We start from the raw sequence: 21,804 nt of genomic DNA, 5'->3' as shown, positions 1-21,804 counted from the left end.
CACATGACCGTGCGGATGTCAGGCGACGCCATTTCCCCGGCCATGGCCGGCCGAGGTCACGACGGGCGCAGCGAGTCGCGCACGGGCGGCACCGCGCTCAGGCGCCGACCATGGCGCAGGCACAGGGCGAAGAACACCAGCAGGTCCCAGCTGTAGCGCTTGAGCAGGCGCCGCGGCTCGCGCAGCAGACGATAGATCCATTCCAGGCGCAGCCGACGCACCCAGGCCGGTGCGCGCCGGGCGGTGCCGGACAGGAAGTCCAGCAGCGCGCCCACGCCGAACGCCAGCGGCACCTGCAGCTGCGCGGCCTGCTGCAGCAGCCAGCGCTCCTGCAGCGGATTGCCGAAAGCCACCAGCAGCACATCGGCGCCGCTGGCGTTGATGCGCGCGGCCAGGCCGGCGCCGGCGGCGGCGAACTCGGCATAGCCGTCGCAGGTGCCGACCACCTCCTGTCCCAGCGTCTGCCGCAAGGTCCGCGCCGCGGCCTCGGCCACGCCGGGGCGGCCGCCGAGCAGGAAGAAGCGCAGCGGGCGCGCACTCTTCCGGCACAGCGCCGGGATCAGGTCGGTGCCGTTGAGATTGCCGGCGAAGCGGCGGCCGTGCACCAGCAGCGCGCCCAGGTCCATGCCGATGCCGTCGTTGACGATGCACACGCCCGGCGCCATCAGCCCTTCGCGCAGGGCCTGGCACTGCACCACGAAGTTGGTGTTGGCGAAGAACACCTGGCGGCGCTCGCCGCGCGCCAGCGCCTGCAGCAGCGTGGCGACGAAATCGGTCTCGGTGCTGCGCAGGATCGGATAGCCGCCCAGCGCCAGTACCGCGTCCTCGGCGCGCTCACCAGAGGTCATGCGGAAAGCTCTCCAGCAGGCCGCGCTGCACCGCGGCCAGGTCGAACACGGTATTGCCGCCCAGGGTCACGCACTCCTCCACGCTCCGCCCGGCATGCCAGCGGCTGCGGCCGGTGCCGGCGTAGTAGTCATCGTACTTGAAGCGGTCCTCGCCGTTGCCCCAGTCCAGGTACACCGACGGCACGCCGTAGGCCTCGGCCAGGATCAGGCCGTGCAGCGAACTGGACACGATCAGGTCGGCGCCGAGCAGTTGCCGCACGAAGGCGGCCGGCTGCCGGTTCGGCAGCACCAGATGGTCCTTGTAGCCGGCGTATTTCTCCAGCGGTTCGTTGAAATGCGGCACCACCAGGAACGGCCGCCGCGCCGGGGCCGGCGCCAGCGCTTCGCGCGGGAAGAACAGCGGCATCAGCAGGCCCGGGTCACCGTACACCTCCGGCACCCGCAGGCCGCGCTCGCGCAGGAACGCGCGGGTCATGGGGCCGCGCACGGCGCGCACGTCGAGGTGGCGGAAGCCATGGCGGTCGGCGGGGATCTTGCCGTTGACGCCGCTGCCCCAGACCGTGTCGCCGTCGCGGGCGAAATGCAGCACCGAGCCGATCGCGATCAGCCGCGTGCGTTTGTCGCGCTTGTCCAGCAAGGTGCGGTCGCGCTGGCCGAGTACGTTGGAGACGATGATCTTGGAAAGATGATCGCCGACGTTGATCTCGCCGTTCTTCGGCTTCCACCAGAACAGCGCCCGGCGCTCCTCGTAATCGATCCATTTTTGCAATGCGGACATCAGTCCTCCTTGGTTGCGCAGGGTGGACGGTGAAACGCGCTAGGCCACGCCGTCGGCGAACAGGCGCGTCTCCGGATAGGCGGCCGGGTCCAGGACCCGGTCGGTGGTGTCGGACCAGCTCAGGCACTGGCGATGGCGTACGTGCGGCGCCTGCAGCGCCTGCCCGATCGCCGCGACGATGGATGCTTCGTCGCCCGGGGTGTAGCCGAAGCGCGACGGATAGCGGCCGACCACGGCATTGGGGCACACCGCCGGCAGGCCGAAGAAGTCGTACTGCAGCAGCTTCATCGAGCTGTCGGCCAGGTAGGCCGGCACCTGCTCGGAGGCGTACGGGGCGATGCCGAAGCGGGCGTGCTTGATGTAGCGGATGGTCTCGGCATGCTTCATCTCGCCGTACACCACCACGTTGTCGCCGTAGCCCGGTGCGCGGCCCATGCCCGAGCCGATGACGTGGAAGGTGACCTGCGGGAAGGCGCGGCTGGCAGCGACGAAGAACGCGGGGTCGAACAGCATCGAGCCCACCGCCACCGCATGGATGCCCTCGCCGTACGGCGACGGATCGCCGAGCGTGTGCAGGTCGTGATCCACGCCGTGGCCGACGTGGTACACGTTGTGGCGGCTGGCGACCTCCTCGGCCATTGCCGGCGATACCAGTGCGATCACGTCCAGGCTCGGCGCCACGCGGTCGAACTCGCGCTCGATGTAGTCGGCGACGTTGATCGTGCTCAAGCCGTCGGAGGCGCGGTACACCTTGCGCGCGGTCGGATTGATCCGCGCCGCCAGCGCGATGAACGCCACCGCGATGCCGCTCTCGAACACGATCACGTCGGCCTCGCGGATCCAGCGGATCAGCGTCGCTGGCGCCCAGGCCGCATACAGCTTGAACATCAGGTCTTCCAGCGGCCGCAGCCAGCGCCGCCGGGTGTTGAACGGATGCAGCAGCGCGCGCCACAGATAGCAGTCCACGCCGTTGTGGCGGACCACGCGGTTGGCGCTGGCGTCCAGCGGCAGGCGCAGGTCGCCCTTGAGCCGCGACAGCAGGCTGTAGCGCAGCGAGAAGAAGCGCGTGGTGCCGCGCTTGGCCAGCTCGTCGGCGATGAAGTGGATGTTGGCGCGGCGCGGCGTGCGGTAGTCGTGCGCCGACAGCACCAGGTAGCACGGCGCACGGCCGCTGGCGGCCGCGGCCGGCGCAGACGCGGACAGCGTCGCTGCGGAAGAGTCGCTCATGCCGTCGCTCCTATGCGGAATGGAAGAAGAAGAACACGCAGGCGTACCTCACTCATCGCTGGCCCCGCGCCTGGCGCAGCAGCGTGCGCATCTGCAGGATCGCCAGCACGTCGCGGCGGAACGCCGGCCACAGCGCGAACACCAGCAGGCCAGACAGCGCCATCGCCGCCGCGCCGACGACGAGCTGCAGCCACAGCGACGCGCCGCCCCATTGCTGCGCGGCCAGGTAGGCGGCGACGCCGCAGACGCCGTAGCCGAGCACGGCGCGCAAGGCATTGTTGAACAGCTCCCAGGCCGGGATCTGCGGCGCGATGCGCGCGATCCAGATCACCGACAGCGGCCACATCACCAACAGGCCCAGCGTGTAGCCCACGGTCACGCCCATCACGCCCCACAGCGAGCCGGCGAAGATGCAGGCGATCAGCATCACCCGCCCCACCACCGAGTACACCAGTTGCTGGCGCATCAGGCCCAGCGCCAGGAACACCCAGTAGGTGGCGTAGGACGCGGTCTGGAAGATGCCGCCCAGGGTCAGCACCTGGAACAGCGGCACCGCCGGCCGCCATTGTTCGCCCAGCACCAGCACGATCAGCGGCAGCGCCAGCGCGCAGGCGAAGGAAAACAGCGCCACGATCAGGTGCACCATCACCGTCTGCCCGCGCAGCAGGAAGTTGCCGAAGCGCGGCGGGTCGTCCTGCAGCTGCGACAGCACCGGCAGCGCCACCGAGGTGGCCGGCGCGTTGATCTGGTTCAGCGGCATCATCAGCAGCTGGAACGCGCGGTTGTACAGGCCCAGCGCCTCGGCGCCGATGCGGTGGCCGATGATCACCTGGCCGACGTTGCGGCTGGCGTAGCCGAGCAACTGCGCGGCCATCAGGTTCCAGCCGAAGCTCAGGAAGGTGCGCATCGGCGCATCGCGCCGGTAGCCGCGCGGCAGCCAGCGCGCGCAGGCGCCGGCGATCAGCAGGTTGACCAGCGCCTGCACCACCTGCTGCCAGACCAGCGCCCAGTAGCCGTAGCCGGCCAGGGCCACGCCGACGCCGGCGAGCAGGCCCAGCACCTGCGCGCCGACATCGCTCAGCGACACCTGGCCGAAGCGCAGCGCCCGGCTCAGGTGCGCGCGGTACTGGGTGGTCATGCCGTTGAGCAGGAAGGTCACCGCCAGCGCCTGCGAGATGCCCAGCAAGGCCGGCTCGCGATAGAAGTGCGCGATCCACGACGAGGACAGGAACACCACGATCGCCAGCGCCAGGCCGATGCCGCTGTTGATCCAGAACAGGTTGTCGCGCTGCTCGCGGCTGACGTGCTTGGCCTGGATCGCCGCCGAGGACAGGCCGAAATCGCGCAGGATCTCGGCCATGCCGACGATCGCCGTCACCATCGCCATCAGGCCGTAGTCGTAGGGCGTCAGCAGCCGCGCCAGCAGCACGATGCCGCCGAACTGCACCACCATCTTGGCCAGTTGCCCGGCCATGGTCACCGCAGCGCCGCCGGCCGCGCGCGCGCCCAGCCCGGGTTGCGGCGCCGCCGGCCGCGACGTCTCCGCGCTGCTCATGCGCCCTCCCCATGCTGCGCGGTCAGCGCCTGCAGATAGCTGCGGTAATGCTGCTGGCCGATGCCGTTCCAATCGCGCCGCGACAGGTCCGGCACGGCGTGGGCCGGCAGTTGCTGCGCCTGCGCCAGGGCTTGCGCCAGTTGCGTCGCATCCAGCTCGCCCTGGTACAGCTGCACCCATTGCGCACCGACCTCGTCGGCGATGGCGGCATTGGCCTCGCTCCACGGCGCCAGCACCGGGCGCGCCAGCGACAGCGCCAACAGCAGCGTGCCGGAGTTGTGCATCTGCCGGTACGGCAGCACCACCAGTTCGGCCTCGCCGATCTCCTGCGCCAGCACCGCGTCCTCGACGTATTGCAGGCGCGCGCTGATCCGCGGATCCTCGGCGCAGGCGCGCTCGACCACGCCGCGGATCTGCGCGTCGATCGGATTGCCGGCGATGCGCAGGCTGAGCTGCGGATCCGGCAGCGCATGCACGGTGGCGACCAGCGTCTCCACGCCCTTGTACGGGCGCAGCAGTCCGAAATGCAGCAGGCGCCCGCGGACCCGCGGCGGTTGCGGCAGCGGCGCGTACCAGTCGCGGTAATGGCCGTGCAGGATGGTGTCGGTGGCCGGCGCGCGTGCGGGCGTGGTCGCATTGATGCGGATCCAGCGCGCGGTCTGGCGGTCGATCCAGCGCAGCAGCAGGCGTTCGCGCCAGCCCTTGTCCTCGTGCGGCGCCACGTTGTGCAGGGTACGCACCAGCGGCACGCCGGCCAGGCGCAGGCGCAGCAGCAACACCGCGACGCAGAGCTGCTTGGCCAGCGTGCCGAGCGCCGTGCGATGCCGCAACAGGTACTCCGGCCAGTGCAGGTGCAGCACGTCGTAGCGCGACAGCAGCGCCGCGCGCATCGAGAAGAAACGCAGCCGCACCTGCGGCGGCAGCGCCGCATAGAGTTGGGTCAGGTAAGGATTGGTGGTCGCGGTCGGGCGCTCGGTCGACAACAGCACCGTGATCGTCGGCGCGGACGCGTGCGATGCGTCGTGGCGCTGGCGCTCGCCGCTCATCGGCCGCCCTCCGCGCCGCCCAGCGCCAGGCGGTATTCGTCCAGGTAGGCGCCGACCACGCGGCCCCAGTCGTAGCGATGCGCGTACGCCATCGCCGCGGCGCGCTGCGCGGCGAAATCCGCGTCGGTGCCGGCGGCGAAGGCGCGCACAGTGGCCGCGGCCGCCTGCGGGTCGGCCGGGTCGACCAGCACGCCCTGCCCCGACTCGCGGTGCAGGCGCGCGAACGGTGGGATGTCGCTGAGGATCGGCAGCAGGCCGGCACTCATCGCTTCCACCGCGGCCAGGCCGAAGCCCTCGTGCCGCGACAGGCACACGAAGTACTGCGCGCTACCGAGCAACTGCGCCAGTTGCGCCTGGGTCGGCGCCACCTGCAGGCGGACCCGCTGCTGCAGGCCGCGCTCGGCGATCGCCTGCTGCAGGTCGGCCACGCTGAAGTCGTACTCGCGACCGGCCACGATCAACTGCCAGGCCGGGTCGTGCGCAGCCAGCGCGCGCAGCAGGTCCAGGGTCTCCAGCAAACCCTTGTTGACCGACCAGCGCCCGAAGTAGATCAGCGTGCGCCCGGGCGCGGCGCTGCCCTGGCCGGCGAACTTGTCCACATCCACGCCGTTCTCGATCACCCGCAGCCGCTGCGGCGCGACCACCTGCGAGAACAGCCGGCCATCGTTCTCGCTGGTCGCCACCACCCGCGCATAGGCCAGCGCCGAGGCGCGGGTGAGGGTCTTGAACCAGAGCATCTTCAGGCGCGAGGCATAGGTGGTGTGGAAGAAGCCGCCATGGGTGGACACGATCATCGGGATGCGGTGCAACGGCCGGGTCAGGGCCAGGAAGTCGTAGAAGAAATCGATGCCGTGCACGTGCAGCAGATCCGCGCCGCGTACCGCCGCCAGCACCGACGGCGCCAGCGGGTAGCGCGAGGAGCCGCGGTAGGCCAGACGCGCGATCGGCACGTCCTGGTACGCATCGCGCGGCGCCAGGCGCTGCTGCGAATCGGTGAACACCCGGTCCAGGCTCACCACCTCGACCTGGTCGCGCCCCTGTTGCAGATGGCGGCGCGCGATGTTCAGCACCACCTCCTCCATGCCGCCCACCGACGGATGGAACTGGCGCACCACATGTACCACCTTCATGCCAGGCCTCCGCCAACCGACGTCACGCGCACCGTCATCCTCATCGTCATGCCGCCGCTCCCGCCGGCGCGGCGCGCCGCACGCCGATCATCCACGGCGCCACCCGCACCAGCACCACCCGGATCGGCACGCTGGCCAGCACCGCCAGCACGCTCACCGACACCGCCCAGGTCGGCCCCCAGGCATCGCCGCGGACCAGTCCGGTGCGGGCGGCGACGCCGGCCATCACCGAGAACAGCAAGGTGTGGGTGCACAGGATCAGCAAGGTGTTGCGTCCGATCCACTGCAGCCAGGCCCAGTGCTGCACCAGCCCGGCGACGCACAGCGCCATCGCGCTGCCGAGCAGGCTGGCGGCGAGGAAACCCAGCGGGGAATCGCCGAACTTGAGCATGTTCACGTCCACGCGGCCGTTGTGCCAGGCGATCGCGAACCAGACCGCGCCCAGCAGCACTGCCGCCAGCGCATTGCCGGCCGGCCGCGCCGGCCACCAGTGCGCCCGCGTCGCCGCGAGCGCGCCGATCGCGAAGAAGCACAGCGCCACCGGCAGCACGTCCAGGGAGAACGGCAGGCGCATGTCCTGGCCCGGGAACCAGCACGCCCAGCCCCAGGCCAGCGGCAGCGACAGCCCGGCCAGGGCCTGCACCGACAGCACCCGGCGCAGCGCCAGATAGGCCAGCGTGCTCACGAACAGCGCCGGCAGGAACCACAGCGCCGGCATCACGTAGAGCTTGGGGCCGATGCAGCTGACCAGGCCCAGCAGCGGCTCCCACCACGGCCGGTCGCCCCACAGTTGCGCCTTGCTGCCGATATGCCGGGTCAGCATCCAGTACGCGTAGGCGACGAAGAAGAACGCCACGTAGGGCAGCAGCAGGCTGCGCGCCAGCTTGCCGACCGTGGCCAGGGTCAGCGGGCGGTTGCCGAAAGCCTCGCCGACCCAGCCCGACAACAGGAAGAACATCGGCACGTGGAAGCTGTAGGCCAGGATCACGTAGGCGTGGGGGATGCCCTTGGCATGGCCGAACACCACCAGCAGGATCGCAATCGCCTTGGCCGCATCGATGCGCATGTCGCGCGGCGCACGCGTCCGTGCGCTGCGCGCCTGCGCCGGCACGGACGCGGAGACGGCCGTGGCGGGCGCGCTCATGCCGGCACCGCCGGAATCCGCGAGACCGGGGCCGACCCCGCCGGCAACGCGGGCGCATCGCGCAGGCGCGGTGCCATCTGCCACAGGCAACCGCACACGAACCACCACAGCGCCGCGGTCTTGATCGAGAAATAGCCGTTGGAGACCAGCAGGCTCAGCGAGAAGGCGAAGATCAGCAGGTTCTTGAACAGCTGCCCTTCGATGGTGCGCATCAGCATCGCGAACGAATAGGCCAGCAGGAACGCCAGCACCAGCAGCACCGACTGCGAGGAGATGAAGTAGGCGATGCCGCTGTCGAAGTAGCGGTACGGCTGGTCCACGTCCAGCCCCATCCAGGCATCGGCACGCATGTTGCGGATCGAATAGACGGTGAAGAACACCCGTCCCAGGGTGGTGTCCTCATAGCTCTGGATGCCCGAGGCCCACACCAGCAGCCACGCACCGCCCAACACCGCGAAGAAGATCAGAAATCCCAGGCGCTGGTCCATGCGCAACAGCAAGGGGCTCAGCAGCGCCATCATCACGCAGGTGCCGGCGGCCAGGCGTCCGTCCGAGGCCACGATCAGGAAGCCGATCATCGCCACCGATGCGACGATCGCCAGCGGTCGCATCCAGCGCCAGAAGGTCAGCAGGATGGCAGCGAAGAAGATGATGAAGTTGCCCATCGTCACCGGCTCGATGAACACCGAGGAGGCGCGCGGCAGGTTCGACGAGGGCAGGAAGTTGCGCGCGCCCGGCCGCGTCGCGCTGACGAACAGGTTGCTGTCCTGGTTCCAGAAGCTCGACGCACTGGCGCCGCGCGCATTGACGAAGTAGCTCTTGGGGTTGACCACGTCGCCATAGACCTTGGGCAAGGCCAGTTCGAACACCGCCACCAGCGACACCAGCAGCGCCATGCGCACGAACATGCGCGGCAGCGAGCCGGTATAGGCCGCGCCGAGGATCAGGAAGGCGAACGGGATCAGCGCATCGCGGAAGAACTTCGGATCCAGCGACCAGGCCAGGAACAGGCGCACCAGCATCAGCAGCGCCAGCAGGGCGATGCCGGTGAACACCATCGCCATGCGCTTGCGGTCCAGCGCGCGCAGGCCGAGCAGGAAGCAGGCCGCGTACACCGCCAGCTCCACCACATAGGTCATCGCCGGGCTGACCCGGAACACCTTGGCGTTGATCACCGCCAGCACGAAGTTGTAGCCGATGGCGAACAGCAGCACCAGCTCGATCAGCAGGTTGCGGCGCTGCTCGCGCAGCGGCATGTCCGGCGCGCTCAGCATGCGCACCTCAGCGCGGCGGCGCATCGCGCGATGGCGCCACGCTGGACACGCGCCCGGCGTGGCGCCGGCGTGCGGCGCGTGGCGCCATTCGGCGCAGGCAGGGCAGGAACGACGGCGACGCGGGGGCGACGCCGGCGCTGCACACGGTCGGCGGGAGGAAGACGCATCGGGCGCATCAGTAGGCGGTCTTCTGCCCGAGCACCTTGAACGCGGTGAGCACGATGATCCGCGTGTCCAGCCACAACGACCAGCGACGGATGTAGTCCAGGTCGTACTGAATGCGCTTCTTCATCGTGCGCAGTTCCGGCGTCTCGCCACGGAAGCCGTTGACCTGCGCCCAGCCGGTGATGCCCGGCTTGACGTAATGCCGCTGCATGTAATGGTGGATCAGCTTCTCGTAGTGGGTGTTGTGCTGCGCCGCGTGCGGACGCGGCCCCACCACCGACATGCTGCCGCCGAGCACGTTGAACAGCTGCGGCAGTTCGTCCAGGCTGGTGCGGCGCAGGAACGCGCCGAAGCGGGTCACCCGGCTGTCGCCGCGGGTGGCCTGCACCACCACCTCGCTGGGCTCCTGCTGCACGCGCATGGAGCGGAACTTGTACATGTAGAACTCGCGCCCGCCCAGGCCGTGGCGGCGCTGGCGGAAGAACACCGGACCCGGCGAACTGAGCTTCACGCCCACCGCGATCGCCAGCATCAGCGGCCACAGCACCGCCAGCGCGGCCAGGGCCACCAGCTTGTCCTGCAGCGCCTTGGCGACCACGAAGTAGGTGTTGCGGTCCACCCCGCCCTGGCGCAGGTTGATCACCGGCACGTTGCCGATCTGGTCGCCGGACTGGTTGAGCATGCCGAAGTCGAACAGGTCGGGGATCAGCCTGACCTGGATCGGATAACGATCCATGCGCTGCAGCAACTGCTTGATGTGGTCGCGCTCGCCCAGCGGCAGCGAGATCCACACCTGCTCGACCTGGTGGTCGTCGAGATAGTCGATCAGCGCATCGGCGTTGCCCTCGCCCAGGCACTGCAGCTTCTGCGGATGGTCGGCCACCGACAGGTCGTAGTCGCTGCTGAAGTAGCCCACCACCTGCATGCCGACCCAGGGATTGCGGCTCAGGTAGTTGTGGATCTTCACCACCGGATGGCGCAGGCCGACCACCACCACGCGCTGCACGTCCACGCCTTCCGAGCGCAGCCGGTTGAGCACGCCGCGCACCACCGTGCGCGAGAGCAGCAACGTCGCCAGGCTGGTGACGAACCAGGTGCCGATCCACAGCCGCGAGACCTGCTGGCCGAACTGCACCACGAAGGCATGCACGGCGAACAAGGCGAACACGCCGCCGCAGGCCAGGCTCAACACCATCATCTCGCGCAGCAGGCCGCGCCCGCGCCAGCTGCGGTACAGCGGAAACAGGGCGAAGCAGATCACCGCGTACAGCAGTGTGGTGCCGATCGCCACCCGGTATGCCGGTTCCGGCATCCAGCTGCCGAACAGCAACCGATGGGTCAGCAACGCGCTGCCGACCATGACGGTCAGGTCGGACACGCGCAACAGGATGTCTGCCGCGGCCGCGTACTTGGACAGCATGCGCGGCGAGGAGGTCGTATAGGTGGCGCTACTCAGGTCTGCCAAAAGCATGATCGGGATTCCTATCCAAACCCGGTCGATCGGCATGCGGGGGAACATGCGACGCCGCCGGGCCTCGATTTCGCCTGCCTGTGGACCGCTGCGGCGCCTCCCTCGCCGACCCCAGGTCCACGGCAGCCCGTGATTACTTCAACAGAACAACGTCTTCGTACAACCGAGCAGGAAAATAATGGAGCACCTCATTGCTTAGCTGAACCACGTATCACCTCACTGAAGACTGTGCGTCGAACCGATGCCGTCGTGTGCGTTGCGGCACGCGCCGGCGCCTGGCGCGGTGCAACCCGCCATGGCGCCGCCACCTCACGGCGAGGCCGCCGCCGCGGCTTCGGCCTCGCCGATGAAGTAGCGCACCAGCGCCACCGCAACCGCCAGGAACAGGCCGAACACGAACGCCAGCGCCAGGTTGAGCAGCTTCTTCGGCGAACTCGGCTTGCCCGGCACGTCGGCGCGGTCGACGATCGAAATGTTGTTGGTGCCGACGTTGCCGACCACGCCGATCTCCTTGTAGCGCTGCAGCAGCGCGTCGTAGAGCTGGCGATTGGTGTCGGCCTCGCGGCGCAGCATGGTGTAGCGGATGCTGCGGGTCTGCAGGTCCAGTTCGTCGTTCTTCAGCGCGGCGATGCGGTCGCTGAGCAGGGTCTCCTGCTGCCGCGCCGCCTCGTAGTCGTTCTTCAGCGCGCTGCGGATGTTGGCGATCTCGTTGGCGATCTGCCGCTTGGTCTCGGCGATCTGGTTCTGCAGGCGCTGCATTTCCGGGTAGCCGGGCTGGAACGTGGCCAGCTTCTGCTGGTAGTCGGCGGTCAGCTTCGCCTGCTCGGTGCGCAGGCTCTGGATCAGCGGACTGCTGACCACCTGCGGCAGGCCCATGCCGTCGCCGATGCCGGCCTGGCGCCAGGCCGCCTCGGCCTTGATCCGCGCGTCCTGCGCCGCAGCCAGGCGCACATTCAGCTCGCTCATGTTCTGCGTCGGCAGCGACGGCTTGTCCTCGCCCATCGACACGATCTGTTCCTTGCTGGAATAGTCGACCGCGTTCTTCTCCGACTCCTCGACCCTGTCGCGCAGTTGCGCAAGGCGTTCGGACAGGTAGCGCGCGGCGAACGAGGACGCCTGCAGCCGGCGTTCCTGGGTCGAGGCGATGAACATCTTGGCGTAGGTATTGGCCACGCGCGCGGCCAGCACGCGGTCGGGCGAATCGAAGTTGATCCGCACCAGGCGCGAGTCGCGGACCGGCTCGATGGTCAATGCGTCCAGCACCGGGCCGACCAGCGCGTTTTCCGCCGCCGCGGCGCGCGCCTGCGGCGTCGGCGCGCGTCCGTCGCCGTTGTTCTGCAGCTTCTCCAGGGCTTCGTCCACCAGCGGCTTGAACGCCGGATCCTGGGTCAGCTTGGCCTCGCGGATCACCTGCCGCGCCAGCGAACGACTGCCGAGCAGTTCGTACTGGGTCTGGTAGAAGTCGCGGTCCTGCGGCGATTCCACCGGCATCAGGTTGGCGACGTTGGCGACGTTGAGCGATTCGCGCTCGATCTGCAGCACGTTGGTGGCGCGGTACTTGGGCGTCATCAGCAAGGTGACCAGCAGCGCCAGCAGCACCACCGCGGCGGTGATGCCGACGATCAGCCAACGCTGGCGGTACAGCGCATTCCAGTAGTCCAGCAGGCCGATGTCGGCCGGGCTCAGCGGGGCGCCCACCGGGCGCGGATGCGGCACGGAGGCCGGAGGCAGGGTGGAGGCGCTCATCGGTAGGCCCTCCAGACCATCACGAACGGAGTCAGTTGCACCACGGTGCGCAGCACCACCAGCGCATCGGAGCGGTACACCACCACGATGTCGCCGCCATAGATCGCCGGGTCGGGCGCGGCGCCCTTCTGGATATCGCGCAGATCGAAGCGGGCCAGCATCTTCTGCCCGCCGACGGTGCGGAACACCACCACATTGCCGCGGCTGGCCACGTCACTGACGCCCTTGCCCAGCGACAGCGCCTGCTGCAGGGTCAGTGCGGAGCCTTGGATGGGATAGATGCCCGGCTCGGATACCGCGCCGGTGACCGTGACCCGGTTGCCGGTGAACTCGTCGACCAGCACCGACACCTGCGGGTTCTGCAGGTAGCCATTGCGGTAGCGGTCGGCGATCTCCTTCTGCAGGGCGTTGACGCTGGAGCCGGCGGCCTTGACGTCGCCGATCAGCGGCAGCGAGATGCGGCCCTCGTTGTCGACCCGCACCTGGCGCTCCAGATCGTCGACCTGGAACACCTTGACCGTGAGCAGGTCGCCCGGGCCCAGCAGGTATTCCGGCTTGCCCATGGACGCGGCAAGCGGATCGCCCGGCGGCAGGTCGCCCCGCATCGCTGGCCCGCTGCTGCATGCCGACAGCAGTGCCAGACAGAAAAGGGCCAGCGCCCAGTGGAAGGTCACGGAGAGATTACCCATGCGCGATGCTGATGCCCTCTGTCGAATGGTTTTCGAAGTGCCGCACTCGCCCAGCCGGCCAGGGGTTCCATTCCCGGCCGGGGGATGATGACGGTCTCAATTCCTGCCTGGGACGAATGGCCCTGGCCAACAGCGAAGCTTCGTGTTGCAACGCACTATGGCACAGGCATCTGCCGTCACCAAGGCGTTACCCGACATTTTTTTGACGCAGTAACGCGGGGATTCAACTACATGTCCGGCAGTTCAGCCTAGCAAGGGCGAGTGAACGTTCCATCGACGCGACGTTAACGTGATCAATGTCAACGGATTGACGCTGCGCGGTTCCCAGTTCCGGTGCGGCTTTGCGTTCCGGCAGGGCGGCGGCGGCGCTCCGGAACGGCGCAATCCCGGACATTTTGTCTACGGCGCCGGGTTCGACCGCCCGCGCGACGTTACAGATCGCCATGTATGGCGACACCGACACGAAGTTGCCATTCGCACCTGGGCGGGCCGCGCGCCCGCCGCCGCCCACCCTCGCCCGGCACGCGGCACAAACAAAAAGGCCCATGTCGCGGGACATGGGCCTTCGAAAGATGGTCGGGGTAGCCGGATTCGAACCGACGACCACTAGTCCCCCAGACTAGTGCGCTACCAGGCTGCGCTATACCCCGATGGGTGTCTCCGCCGTCGCGGCGGACCCGCCTTGCGGCGAGTTGGCGATTATAGCGGGTTTGCCGCAGGCATTCCTAGCGGCTGGGGCGCCGCCGTCCGCTCAGCGCCGCAGCAACTGCAGGACTTCTTCCAGCTCCTGCCGCACCTGCTTGATGATCTGGTTGCTCAGCGCCGATTCCTGACGCGCGCCCTCGCCGTCCAGGCGCAGCCGCGCGCCGCCGATGGTGTAGCCCTGTTCGTACAGCAGGCTGCGGATCTGCCGCACCATCAGCACGTCGTGGCGCTGGTAGTAGCGCCGGTTGCCGCGCCGCTTGACCGGTTCCAGGCTGGGGAACTCGGTCTCCCAGTAGCGCAGCACGTGCGGCTTGACGTCGCACAGCTCGCTGACCTCGCCGATGGTGAAGTAGCGCTTGGCCGGAATCGGCGGAAGTTCGCGGTTACTGCCCGGGTCCAGCATACGCCTCCACTCGCTCCTTGAGCTTCTGTCCGGGACGGAAGGTCACCACCGTCCGCGCCGAAATCGGGATCTCTTCGCCGGTCTTGGGATTGCGACCGGGCCGTTGGTTCTTGCGGCGCAGGTCGAAGTTGCCGAAACCGGACAGCTTCACCTGACGCCCCTGCTCGAGCGCATCGCGCAGCACGTCGAAGAACGCATCGACGAATTCCTTGGCCTCGCGCTTGTTCAGCCCGACTTCGTCGAACAACCGCTCGGCCATTTCCGCTTTGGTCAACGCCATTGCCCTGCTATCCCCCTGTCCTTCTCAACCACGCATCCGCGCGTCGTGTTCGCGCGCCAGCGCCGCGACCGCTTCGGCGACCACCGCCTCCACGTCGCGGTCTGTCAGAGTGCGCGTGTTGTCCTGCAAAATCAAGCCCATAGCGAGACTCTTGCAACCAGCCTCGACCCCCGCACCGACGTAGCGGTCGAACAGCACCACCTCGCGCAGCAAGGGGCCCACGGCCGCTCGCACGCTGCGCGCCAGCGCCGCCCAGCTCACCGCCTCCGGCACCACGAAAGCCAGGTCGCGGCGCACCGACGGGAACCGCGACAGCTCGGCGGCGCGCGGCAGGGCACGCGCGGCCAGCGGCGCCAGGTCCAGCTCGAACGCCAGCACGTCGACGTCGATCTGCATGGCCTGCAGCAGCCGCGGGTGCAGCTGGCCGATCCAGCCGATCCGCACGTCGTCGCGATAGATATCGGCCGAGCGGGTCGGATGCGCGAACGGATGCGTCGACGGCCGGTAGTCCAGGCGCGCGCCGGACGCCGCGGCCAGGGAGTCCAGATCGCCCTTGAGGTCGTGGAAATCGACCTTGCGCGCCGGCAGGCACCACTGCAGGGCGTCGGCATCGCCGCACACCGCGGCCGCCACGCGCTGGGTCTCGGTCGGCGCCGCGCCGGCCTGCGCCGCCGCGGCGAACACCTTGCCCAGTTCGAACAGGCGCACGCGCCCAGCCTGGCGCGCCACGTTGCGCCCCAGCGCGGCGACCAGGCCCGGCAGCAGCGACGGACGCATCACCGCCAGCTCGGCGCTGAGCGGGTTGGCCAGGGCCACGCGGCCCTCGTGCAGGCCCCACTGGTCCAGCAGCGCGGCATCGACGAAGGCGTAGTTGATGGTCTCCAGCAGGTCGCGGGCCAGCAACTGCCGGCGCACGCTGCGCTCGTCCAGTTGGGTCTCGCTGTCCATGGCGATGCGCGTGGCGCCGCCGGGCAAGGTGGTCGGCAGGCGGTCGTAGCCGTGGATGCGTGCCAGCTCCTCGATCAGGTCCTCTTCCAGGGCGATGTCGAAGCGGCGGCTCGGCGCGGTGACCTGCCAGCCGTCGGCCGTCGCGACCACCTGCATGCCCAGCGCGCGCAGGATGCGCTCCACGTCGGCATCGGCGATCTCGATGCCGAGCACGCGCAGGATGCGCGCGCGGCGCAGCGCGATCGGCGCCGGTGCCGGCAGGAATTCGGGCAACTCGGCCTCGACCACCGGACCGGCGCGCCCGCCGGCCAGCTCCAGCACCAGCCGCGTCGCCAGTTCCAGCGCCTGCCGCGGCAGCGCCGGGTCCACGCCGCGTTCGAAACGGTGGCCGGCATCGGTGTGCAGGCCGAGCTTGCGGCCACGGCCCATGATCGCCGCCGGGGCGAAATGCGCCGCTTCCAGGAACACGTGCCGGGTGGTGTCGGTGACGCGGGTGGCGTGGCCGCCCATCAGCCCGGCCAGCGCCACCGGCCGGTCGGCGTCGGTGACCAGCAGGAAGCCCGGATCCAGCGCGGCCTCGCGGCCGTCGAGCAGGGTCAGGGTCTCGCCGGCGCGCGCGTGGCGCACGCTGATCGGACCCTGCAGGGTCTCCAGGTCGAACGCATGCATCGGCTGGCCCAGTTCCAGCATCACGTACTGGGTGATGTCCACCAGCAACGACAGCGGACGCACGCCGCTGCGGCGCAGGCGCTCGGCCATCCACAGCGGCGTCTTCGCCGCCGGGTCCAGGTCCTCGACCACGCGGCCGCAGTAACGCGGCGCATCGGCACCCGCGTCCAGCGCAACCGGCAGCGTGCGCGCGCTGCCCACCTCGGCCGGCGTCACCACCAGCGGCAGCACATCGCTGCCGCAGGCCGCGGCCACGTCGTAGGCGATGCCGCGCACGCCGAAGCAGTCGGCGCGGTTGGGGGTGAGCTTGATCTCGATGCTGGCGTCGGGCAGCCCCAGGTACGCGGTCAGCGCCTGGCCGACCGGCGCATCGTCGGGCAGTTCGAACAGGCCGGACGCATCGCTGTCCAGACCCAATTCCTTGGCCGAGCACAGCATGCCGTTGGAGGCGACCCCGCGCAGCTTGGCCGGCTTGATCGCGATGCCGCCGACCTGGGCGCCGACCAGCGCCAGCGGCGCGACCAGCCCGGCGCGCGCGTTCGGCGCACCGCAGACGATCTGCAGCAACTCGCCCTGCCCGGCATCGACCCGGCACACCTGCAGCCGGTCGGCCTCCGGATGCGGCGCGGCCTCGACGATCCGCGCCACCACCACCTGCTGCAGGCCGTCGCCGAGCGGCACGACCTCCTCGACCTCCAGGCCGATGGCGGTCAGGGTAGCCACGAGCTGCTCGCGCGAGGCCTGGGTCGGAACGTGGCTGCGCAGCCAGTTTTCGCTGAATTTCATTGAAGGGCCGGGAATCGGGAATGGAGAATGGGGAATCGAAGGCGCGGTCTGCTGGAACGGAAACGGAGAGTGGAAACGAGCCTGTGCATTGCCTTGCCCATTCCCGATTCCCGTTTCCCGACTCCCAGCCTCAAGCGAACTGCCGCAGGAACCGCACGTCGTTCTCGAAGAAGGCGCGCAGGTCGTTGACGCCGTAGCGCAGCATCGCGAAGCGCTCCACGCCCATGCCGAAGGCGAAGCCGGTGTAGCGTTCCGGGTCGATGCCGACGTTGCGCAGCACGTTCGGGTGGACCATGCCGCAGCCGAGCACTTCCAGCCAGCGGGTGCTGCCGTCGGGCTGCTGCCAGGCGATGTCGACCTCGGCGCCGGGCTCGACGAACGGGAAATAGCTGGGACGGAAGCGCATCTGGAAGTCGCGCTCGAAGAACGCGCGCACGAACTCGGCCAGGGTGCCCTTGAGGTCGGCGAAGGTCGCGTGCTCGTCGACCAGCAGGCCTTCGACCTGGTGGAACATCGGCGAGTGGGTCTGGTCGCTGTCGCTGCGGTAGACCTTGCCGGCGGCGATCATGCGCAGCGGCGGCGCATGCTCGCCCATGTAGCGCACCTGCACGCCCGAGGTGTGGGTGCGCAGCAGGCGGCCGTCGCCGAAATAGAAGGTGTCGTGCATCGCCCGCGCCGGGTGGTGCGGCGGGAAGTTCAGCGCCTCGAAGTTGTGCCAGTCGTCCTCGATCTCGGGGCCGTCGGACAGTTCGTAGCCCAGCCGCGCGAAGATCTCGGTGATGCGCTCCAGGGTGCGCGTGACCGGGTGCAGGCCGCCGCGTTCGCCGTGCCGGCCCGGCAGGGTCACGTCGATGCGCTCGGCGGCCAGGCGCGCGTCCAGTGCCGCGGTCTCCAGCAGCGCGCGGCGCTCGGCCAGCGCCGTCGACACCGTGTCGCGCGCGCGGTTGATCGCCTCGCCGGCCAGCTTGCGCTGCTCCGGCGCCAGCGCGCCGAGCTGCTTGAGCTGGGCGGTGATGCTGCCGCTCTTGCCGAGCAGCGCGACCCGCAGTTGCTCCAGCGCCTCCGGACTCTGCGCCGCGGCGATGTCCGCCAGCGCCTGCCCGCTCAGGGAATCGATCTCACTCATTGCACTCGCGCCTCACTGCTCCGGCCGAACCCGTGGCCACCGTGTCCCGCCGATGCGGAACCTCACTCTCCGGCAGGCGCCCCGTCGCCGGGACGCCCAAAAACGCAAAAGGGGAAGGACTTGCGCCCTTCCCCTGCATGCCTGCGATTGCTCCCGCCGAAACCCGCACATGGACGCGCGGGTGCCTGCGGGGACTCGCACTTATGCCGCCAGCGCGCCCTTCGCCTTCTCCGCCAGGGCGGCAAAGCCCTGCGCGTCGTGCACGGCGATGTCCGCCAGCACCTTGCGGTCGAGGGTGATGCCGGCCTTGAGCAGGCCGTTCATGAAACGGCTGTAGCTCATGCCGTTGATGCGGGCCGCCGCATTGATGCGGGTGATCCACAGCGAACGGAAATTGCGCTTCTTCTGCTTGCGGCCGATGTAGGCGTACTGCTGCGCCTTGATCACCGCCTGCTTGGCGACGCGGAAGACCTTGCGACGGGCGTTGTAGTAGCCCTTGGCGAGGTTCAGAACTTTCTTGTGACGACGGCGCGCCTGGACGCCACGCTTGACTCGAGCCATGGTTCAGTCCTCAGAGGTAGGGAAGCATACGGTCCAGACGGCCTGCGTCCTCGGCACGGACGTGGTTCGTCTGCCGCAGGTTGCGCTTCCGCTTGGTCGCTTTCTTGGTGAGGATGTGGCTACGGTTGGCGTGGCCGGCCTTGTACTTGCCGGAGGCGGTCTTGCGGAAACGCTTGGCCGCCGCCCGGTTGGTCTTGATCTTGGGCATTGCAATGTCCTTGATGGTGTTTTGTCACTGGTCAGGGCGGTGGCTGCGCCACACTTTCCGTCCGTGCCCTTACCTGCTTGTAAGCCCTTGATCCACTGAGGATCCGGGCGGGTCCTGTTGCCGCGCGAACGGCAATCCCGATGAACTGGGCCGCGCATTATGCCAGGGCTTGGAATGCCTTGCAAATCATGCAGTTCGATCTGGGCGCTGGCGCGCCGGGATTCGGGATTCGGGATTCGGGATTCGCACAGGCTGCACGGCGCACGGGCACGCCGCGGCAGCGCAGCCACGCTGCGCCCGGAGTGTCAGAAGGAGCTGCCCGCAGATGACGAGGAAACGCGCACCCACCAGTGGCGGGGCGCGATCCTGGGCTGCGGTCCGCGGATCAGCGCTTCTTCGGCGCGATCATCATCACCATCTGCCGGCCTTCCAGGCGCGGGCGCGATTCGATGACGATGTCCTCGCCCAGATCGGCCTCGATCCGTGCCGCCATTTCGCGACCGAGCTCCTGATGGCTCATCTCGCGGCCGCGGAAGCGGATGTTGACCTTGACCTTGTCGCCCTCTTCGAGGAAGCGGCGCATGTTGCGCAGCTTGATCTGGTAATCGCCCTCGTCCGTGACCGGACGGAACTTGATTTCCTTGATCTCGACCTGCTTGGTCTTCTTCTTGGCTTCGTTGGCCTTCTTCTGCTGCTCGAACTTGAACTTGCCGAAGTCCATGATCTTGCAGACCGGCGGATCGGCCTGCGGCTGGATCTCGACCAGATCCAGACCGTCTTCCTCGGCCATCGCCAGCGCTTCGTCGCGGGTCAACACGCCGACCATCTCGCCGTCCGCGCCGATCACGCGCACGCGCGGGACGCGGATCTCTTGGTTCTTGCGGTTCTGTTTGTTGTCAGGGGTACTGATGTTGCAATCTCCCAGGGGAATCGGACTGGCGCGGTCGGAGGCTCCGTCCGCGCCAGGGTGGTGTCACGCCAACTGCTCGGCGCGCAGCCGATCGGCGAAGGCGGCGACCGACATGGTGCCCAGATCCTCCCCCGATCGCGTGCGGACCGCAATGGCGCCGTTTTCGGTCTCGCGGTCGCCCGCCACCAACAGGTACGGCACCCGCTGCAGCGTGTGTTCGCGAATCTTATAGCCGATTTTTTCGTTCCGCAAATCGGCCTCGATGCGGAAGCCTTGATTTGCAAGGAGTTTCCGCACGTTGTCTACATACTCCGCCTGCGCGTCGGTGATGTTCATGACCACGGCCTGCACCGGCGCCAGCCAGGCCGGGAACATGCCGGCGTGGTGCTCGATCAGGATGCCGATGAACCGCTCCATCGAGCCGACGATGGCCCGGTGCAGCATGACCGGATGCTTCTTCTGGCTGTGCTCGTCCACGTACTCGGCGCCGAGGCGGCCGGGCATCATGAAATCGACCTGCATGGTGCCGAGCTGCCAGGTGCGGCCGATCGCGTCCTTCAGGTGGTACTCGATCTTCGGGCCGTAGAAGGCGCCCTCGCCCGGCAGCTCCTGCCACTCCACCCCGCAGGCGCCGAGCGCGGCGCGCAGGGCGGCCTCGGCCTTGTCCCAGGTGGCGTCGTCGCCGAGGCGCTTTTCCGGGCGCAAGGCGATCTTGATCTGGATGTCGTCGAAGCCGAAGTCGGCGTACACCTTCAGCGCCTGCTGGTGGAAGGCGGTGACCTCGGCCTCGATCTGCTGCTCGGTGCAGAAGATGTGGCCGTCGTCCTGGGTGAAGCCGCGCACGCGCAGGATGCCGTGCAGCGCGCCGGACGGCTCGTTGCGGTGGCAGGCGCCGAACTCGCCGTAGCGGATCGGCAGGTCGCGGTAGCTGTGCAGGCCCTGGTTGAACACCTGCACGTGGCCCGGGCAGTTCATCGGCTTGACCGCGTAGGTGCGCTTCTCCGACTCGGTGAAGAACATGTTGTCCTGGTAGTTGTCCCAGTGGCCGGACTTCTGCCACAGCGACACGTCCAGGATCTGCGGGCAGCGCACCTCGCCGTAGCCGCTGTCGCGGTAGACCTTGCGCATGTACTGCTCGACCACCTGCCAGATCGACCAGCCCTTGGGGTGCCAGAACACCAGGCCCGGGCCCTCTTCCTGCAGGTGGAACAGGTCCTGCTGCTTGCCGATCTTGCGGTGGTCGCGCTTGTCGGCCTCCTCCATCCGCAGGATGTAGGCGTCGAGCTGCTTCTTGTCGGCCCAGGCGGTGCCGTAGATGCGCTGCAGCTGCTCGTTCTTGGCGTCGCCGCGCCAGTAGGCGCCGGAGATGCGGGTCAGCTTGAAGGCCTTGAGGAAGCGCGTGTTCGGCACGTGCGGGCCGCGGCACATGTCCACGTATTCCTGGTGGTAGTACAGGCCCATCGCGGTGACGTCGTCGGGCATCTCCTCGATCAGGCGCAGCTTGTAGTCCTCGCCGCGCTGCTTGAACAGTTCGATCACCTCGGCGCGCGGGGTGACCTTCTTGATCACGTCGTAGTCCTGCGCGATCAGCTCCTGCATGCGCTTCTCGATCGCCGCCAGGTCCTCGGGGGTGAACGGGCGCTCGCTGTAGATGTCGTAGTAGAAGCCCTCGGCGATGACCGGGCCGATCACCATCTTGACCTCGGGGTACAGCTGCTTGACCGCGTGACCGACCAGGTGCGCGCAGGAGTGGCGGATGATCTCCACGCCCTCGGCGTCCTTGGCGGTGATCAGGCGCAGGCTGGCATCGTGGTCGATCAGGTCGCAGGCGTCGACCAGGCGGCCGTCGACCTGGCCGGCGATGGTCGCCTTGGCCAGGCCGGGGCCGATGGACTGGGCCACGTCCATGGGGCTGACGGGGTGTTCGAATTCGCGGCGGCTGCCGTCGGGGAGCGTGATCGTGATCATGGGAGTCGGCGGAAAGGGAAACGGAAGGACGGCGTCCACGCCACCACGGCGGCGGTCGCGACTGGGCGCGGGACAGAAAGAAGGCGCCACAAGGGCGCCTGCTCGGACAGCCTTGGGCGGGAACTCACGCGAGGGCGGTGGTAGTGCTCATGTCGCACGCTCGGCCG

General features: G+C 68.6%; 20 protein-coding genes and 1 tRNA gene. All 21 read right to left on the bottom strand.

The features are described 5' to 3' along the window. Positions 1-56: 56 nt before the first annotated feature. Positions 57-848, bottom strand: coding sequence for a WecB/TagA/CpsF family glycosyltransferase (locus NKJ47_RS09070; RefSeq protein ID WP_254461121.1), 792 nt, complete (start codon positions 846-848; stop codon positions 57-59). Then, complete coding sequence (locus NKJ47_RS09065; protein ID WP_429002508.1) at positions 835-1,626, bottom strand: polysaccharide pyruvyl transferase family protein; 792 nt, start codon at positions 1,624-1,626, stop codon at positions 835-837. Before NKJ47_RS09065 ends, NKJ47_RS09070 begins: the two co-directional genes overlap by 14 nt. Before the next feature lie 39 nt (positions 1,627-1,665). Further along, complete coding sequence (locus NKJ47_RS09060) at positions 1,666-2,853, bottom strand: glycosyltransferase family 1 protein (RefSeq protein ID WP_254461120.1); 1,188 nt, start codon at positions 2,851-2,853, stop codon at positions 1,666-1,668. Positions 2,854-2,905: 52 nt separating this feature from the next. Further along, the gene (locus tag NKJ47_RS09055; protein WP_254461119.1) at positions 2,906-4,408 is read right to left on the bottom strand and encodes a lipopolysaccharide biosynthesis protein; all 1,503 of its coding nucleotides are present in this window, start codon (positions 4,406-4,408) and stop codon (positions 2,906-2,908) included. Further along, entirely contained in the window at positions 4,405-5,454 is a 1,050-nt protein-coding gene (locus tag NKJ47_RS09050; protein ID WP_254461118.1) for a glycosyltransferase, read from the bottom strand. Before NKJ47_RS09050 ends, NKJ47_RS09055 begins: the two co-directional genes overlap by 4 nt. Further along, positions 5,451-6,584 carry a glycosyltransferase family 4 protein gene (locus tag NKJ47_RS09045; RefSeq protein WP_254461117.1) on the bottom strand — a complete coding sequence of 378 codons (1,134 nt, stop codon included), beginning with the start codon at positions 6,582-6,584 and terminating at the stop codon, positions 5,451-5,453. Before NKJ47_RS09045 ends, NKJ47_RS09050 begins: the two co-directional genes overlap by 4 nt. Positions 6,585-6,630: 46 nt before the next feature. Beyond that, a complete protein-coding gene (locus tag NKJ47_RS09040; protein WP_254461116.1) occupies positions 6,631-7,728 on the bottom strand; it encodes an acyltransferase family protein in 1,098 nt (365 codons plus the stop codon). Next, positions 7,725-9,002 (bottom strand): polysaccharide biosynthesis protein GumE, encoded by a 1,278-nt coding sequence (locus NKJ47_RS09035; protein ID WP_254461390.1) that lies wholly within the window; start codon positions 9,000-9,002, stop codon positions 7,725-7,727. Before NKJ47_RS09035 ends, NKJ47_RS09040 begins: the two co-directional genes overlap by 4 nt. Positions 9,003-9,177: 175 nt before the next feature. Continuing rightward, the gene (locus tag NKJ47_RS09030) at positions 9,178-10,638 is read right to left on the bottom strand and encodes an undecaprenyl-phosphate glucose phosphotransferase (protein WP_254461115.1); all 1,461 of its coding nucleotides are present in this window, start codon (positions 10,636-10,638) and stop codon (positions 9,178-9,180) included. 309 nt (positions 10,639-10,947) lie between these two features. Beyond that, complete coding sequence (locus NKJ47_RS09025; protein WP_254461114.1) at positions 10,948-12,384, bottom strand: GumC family protein; 1,437 nt, start codon at positions 12,382-12,384, stop codon at positions 10,948-10,950. After that, positions 12,381-13,073: a polysaccharide biosynthesis/export family protein gene (locus NKJ47_RS09020; protein WP_254461113.1), complete on the bottom strand. Its 693-nt coding sequence runs from the start codon at positions 13,071-13,073 to the stop codon at positions 12,381-12,383. The genes NKJ47_RS09025 and NKJ47_RS09020 overlap by 4 nt, the downstream gene beginning before the upstream one ends. A gap of 223 nt (positions 13,074-13,296) precedes the next feature. Then, complete coding sequence (locus tag NKJ47_RS09015) at positions 13,297-13,632, bottom strand: hypothetical protein (protein WP_254461112.1); 336 nt, start codon at positions 13,630-13,632, stop codon at positions 13,297-13,299. A gap of 14 nt (positions 13,633-13,646) precedes the next feature. Continuing rightward, positions 13,647-13,723 (bottom strand) — tRNA-Pro (locus NKJ47_RS09010). Between the two features lie 101 nt (positions 13,724-13,824). After that, the gene (locus NKJ47_RS09005) at positions 13,825-14,181 is read right to left on the bottom strand and encodes a MerR family transcriptional regulator (protein ID WP_045727228.1); all 357 of its coding nucleotides are present in this window, start codon (positions 14,179-14,181) and stop codon (positions 13,825-13,827) included. Further along, on the bottom strand, positions 14,162-14,461 hold the full coding sequence (locus NKJ47_RS09000; protein ID WP_003466661.1) for an integration host factor subunit alpha: 300 nt from the start codon (positions 14,459-14,461) through the stop codon (positions 14,162-14,164). The genes NKJ47_RS09005 and NKJ47_RS09000 overlap by 20 nt, the downstream gene beginning before the upstream one ends. A gap of 24 nt (positions 14,462-14,485) precedes the next feature. Continuing rightward, a complete protein-coding gene (gene pheT / locus NKJ47_RS08995; protein ID WP_254461111.1) occupies positions 14,486-16,864 on the bottom strand; it encodes a phenylalanine--tRNA ligase subunit beta in 2,379 nt (792 codons plus the stop codon). Positions 16,865-16,994: 130 nt separating this feature from the next. Continuing rightward, entirely contained in the window at positions 16,995-17,990 is a 996-nt protein-coding gene (pheS, locus tag NKJ47_RS08990; RefSeq protein ID WP_254461110.1) for a phenylalanine--tRNA ligase subunit alpha, read from the bottom strand. A gap of 201 nt (positions 17,991-18,191) precedes the next feature. After that, the gene (gene rplT / locus NKJ47_RS08985) at positions 18,192-18,551 is read right to left on the bottom strand and encodes a 50S ribosomal protein L20 (protein WP_010342859.1); all 360 of its coding nucleotides are present in this window, start codon (positions 18,549-18,551) and stop codon (positions 18,192-18,194) included. Between the two features lie 10 nt (positions 18,552-18,561). Next, positions 18,562-18,759 (bottom strand): 50S ribosomal protein L35, encoded by a 198-nt coding sequence (gene rpmI / locus NKJ47_RS08980; RefSeq protein ID WP_010342861.1) that lies wholly within the window; start codon positions 18,757-18,759, stop codon positions 18,562-18,564. Positions 18,760-19,144: 385 nt separating this feature from the next. Next, positions 19,145-19,684, bottom strand: a complete 540-nt coding sequence (infC, locus tag NKJ47_RS08975) for a translation initiation factor IF-3 (RefSeq protein ID WP_254461389.1) — start codon at positions 19,682-19,684, stop codon at positions 19,145-19,147. A 48-nt stretch (positions 19,685-19,732) separates the two neighbouring features. Further along, positions 19,733-21,637 (bottom strand): threonine--tRNA ligase, encoded by a 1,905-nt coding sequence (thrS, locus tag NKJ47_RS08970; protein WP_254461109.1) that lies wholly within the window; start codon positions 21,635-21,637, stop codon positions 19,733-19,735. Between the last annotated feature and the right edge of the window lie 167 nt (positions 21,638-21,804).

The sequence above is a fragment of the Xanthomonas sacchari genome, from assembly GCF_024266585.1.
GTDB classification, from domain to species: domain Bacteria; phylum Pseudomonadota; class Gammaproteobacteria; order Xanthomonadales; family Xanthomonadaceae; genus Xanthomonas_A; species Xanthomonas_A sacchari_C.
Note: the sequence above shows the minus strand (reverse complement) of the source record. Positions and strands in the feature narration are given on the sequence as shown.

What these genes read in the sequence shown, in the direction of transcription:
- NKJ47_RS09055 (WP_254461119.1), bottom strand. Translation starts at nt 4,408, where the DNA reads ATGAGCAGCGCGGAGACGTCGCGGCCGGCGGCGCCGCAACCCGGGCTG.
- NKJ47_RS09020 (WP_254461113.1), bottom strand. Translation starts at nt 13,073, where the DNA reads ATGGGTAATCTCTCCGTGACCTTCCACTGGGCGCTGGCCCTTTTCTGT.
- rpmI (WP_010342861.1), bottom strand. Translation starts at nt 18,759, where the DNA reads ATGCCCAAGATCAAGACCAACCGGGCGGCGGCCAAGCGTTTCCGCAAG.
- NKJ47_RS09065 (WP_429002508.1), bottom strand. Translation starts at nt 1,626, where the DNA reads ATGTCCGCATTGCAAAAATGGATCGATTACGAGGAGCGCCGGGCGCTG.
- NKJ47_RS09045 (WP_254461117.1), bottom strand. Translation starts at nt 6,584, where the DNA reads ATGAAGGTGGTACATGTGGTGCGCCAGTTCCATCCGTCGGTGGGCGGC.
- NKJ47_RS09060 (WP_254461120.1), bottom strand. Translation starts at nt 2,853, where the DNA reads ATGAGCGACTCTTCCGCAGCGACGCTGTCCGCGTCTGCGCCGGCCGCG.
- NKJ47_RS09040 (WP_254461116.1), bottom strand. Translation starts at nt 7,728, where the DNA reads ATGAGCGCGCCCGCCACGGCCGTCTCCGCGTCCGTGCCGGCGCAGGCG.
- NKJ47_RS09025 (WP_254461114.1), bottom strand. Translation starts at nt 12,384, where the DNA reads ATGAGCGCCTCCACCCTGCCTCCGGCCTCCGTGCCGCATCCGCGCCCG.
- pheS (WP_254461110.1), bottom strand. Translation starts at nt 17,990, where the DNA reads ATGAGTGAGATCGATTCCCTGAGCGGGCAGGCGCTGGCGGACATCGCC.
- rplT (WP_010342859.1), bottom strand. Translation starts at nt 18,551, where the DNA reads ATGGCTCGAGTCAAGCGTGGCGTCCAGGCGCGCCGTCGTCACAAGAAA.
- NKJ47_RS09005 (WP_045727228.1), bottom strand. Translation starts at nt 14,181, where the DNA reads ATGCTGGACCCGGGCAGTAACCGCGAACTTCCGCCGATTCCGGCCAAG.
- NKJ47_RS09030 (WP_254461115.1), bottom strand. Translation starts at nt 10,638, where the DNA reads ATGCTTTTGGCAGACCTGAGTAGCGCCACCTATACGACCTCCTCGCCG.
- NKJ47_RS09015 (WP_254461112.1), bottom strand. Translation starts at nt 13,632, where the DNA reads ATGTCCCGCGACATGGGCCTTTTTGTTTGTGCCGCGTGCCGGGCGAGG.
- NKJ47_RS09070 (WP_254461121.1), bottom strand. Translation starts at nt 848, where the DNA reads ATGACCTCTGGTGAGCGCGCCGAGGACGCGGTACTGGCGCTGGGCGGC.
- NKJ47_RS09000 (WP_003466661.1), bottom strand. Translation starts at nt 14,461, where the DNA reads ATGGCGTTGACCAAAGCGGAAATGGCCGAGCGGTTGTTCGACGAAGTC.
- pheT (WP_254461111.1), bottom strand. Translation starts at nt 16,864, where the DNA reads ATGAAATTCAGCGAAAACTGGCTGCGCAGCCACGTTCCGACCCAGGCC.
- NKJ47_RS09035 (WP_254461390.1), bottom strand. Translation starts at nt 9,002, where the DNA reads ATGCTGAGCGCGCCGGACATGCCGCTGCGCGAGCAGCGCCGCAACCTG.
- NKJ47_RS09050 (WP_254461118.1), bottom strand. Translation starts at nt 5,454, where the DNA reads ATGAGCGGCGAGCGCCAGCGCCACGACGCATCGCACGCGTCCGCGCCG.
- thrS (WP_254461109.1), bottom strand. Translation starts at nt 21,637, where the DNA reads ATGATCACGATCACGCTCCCCGACGGCAGCCGCCGCGAATTCGAACAC.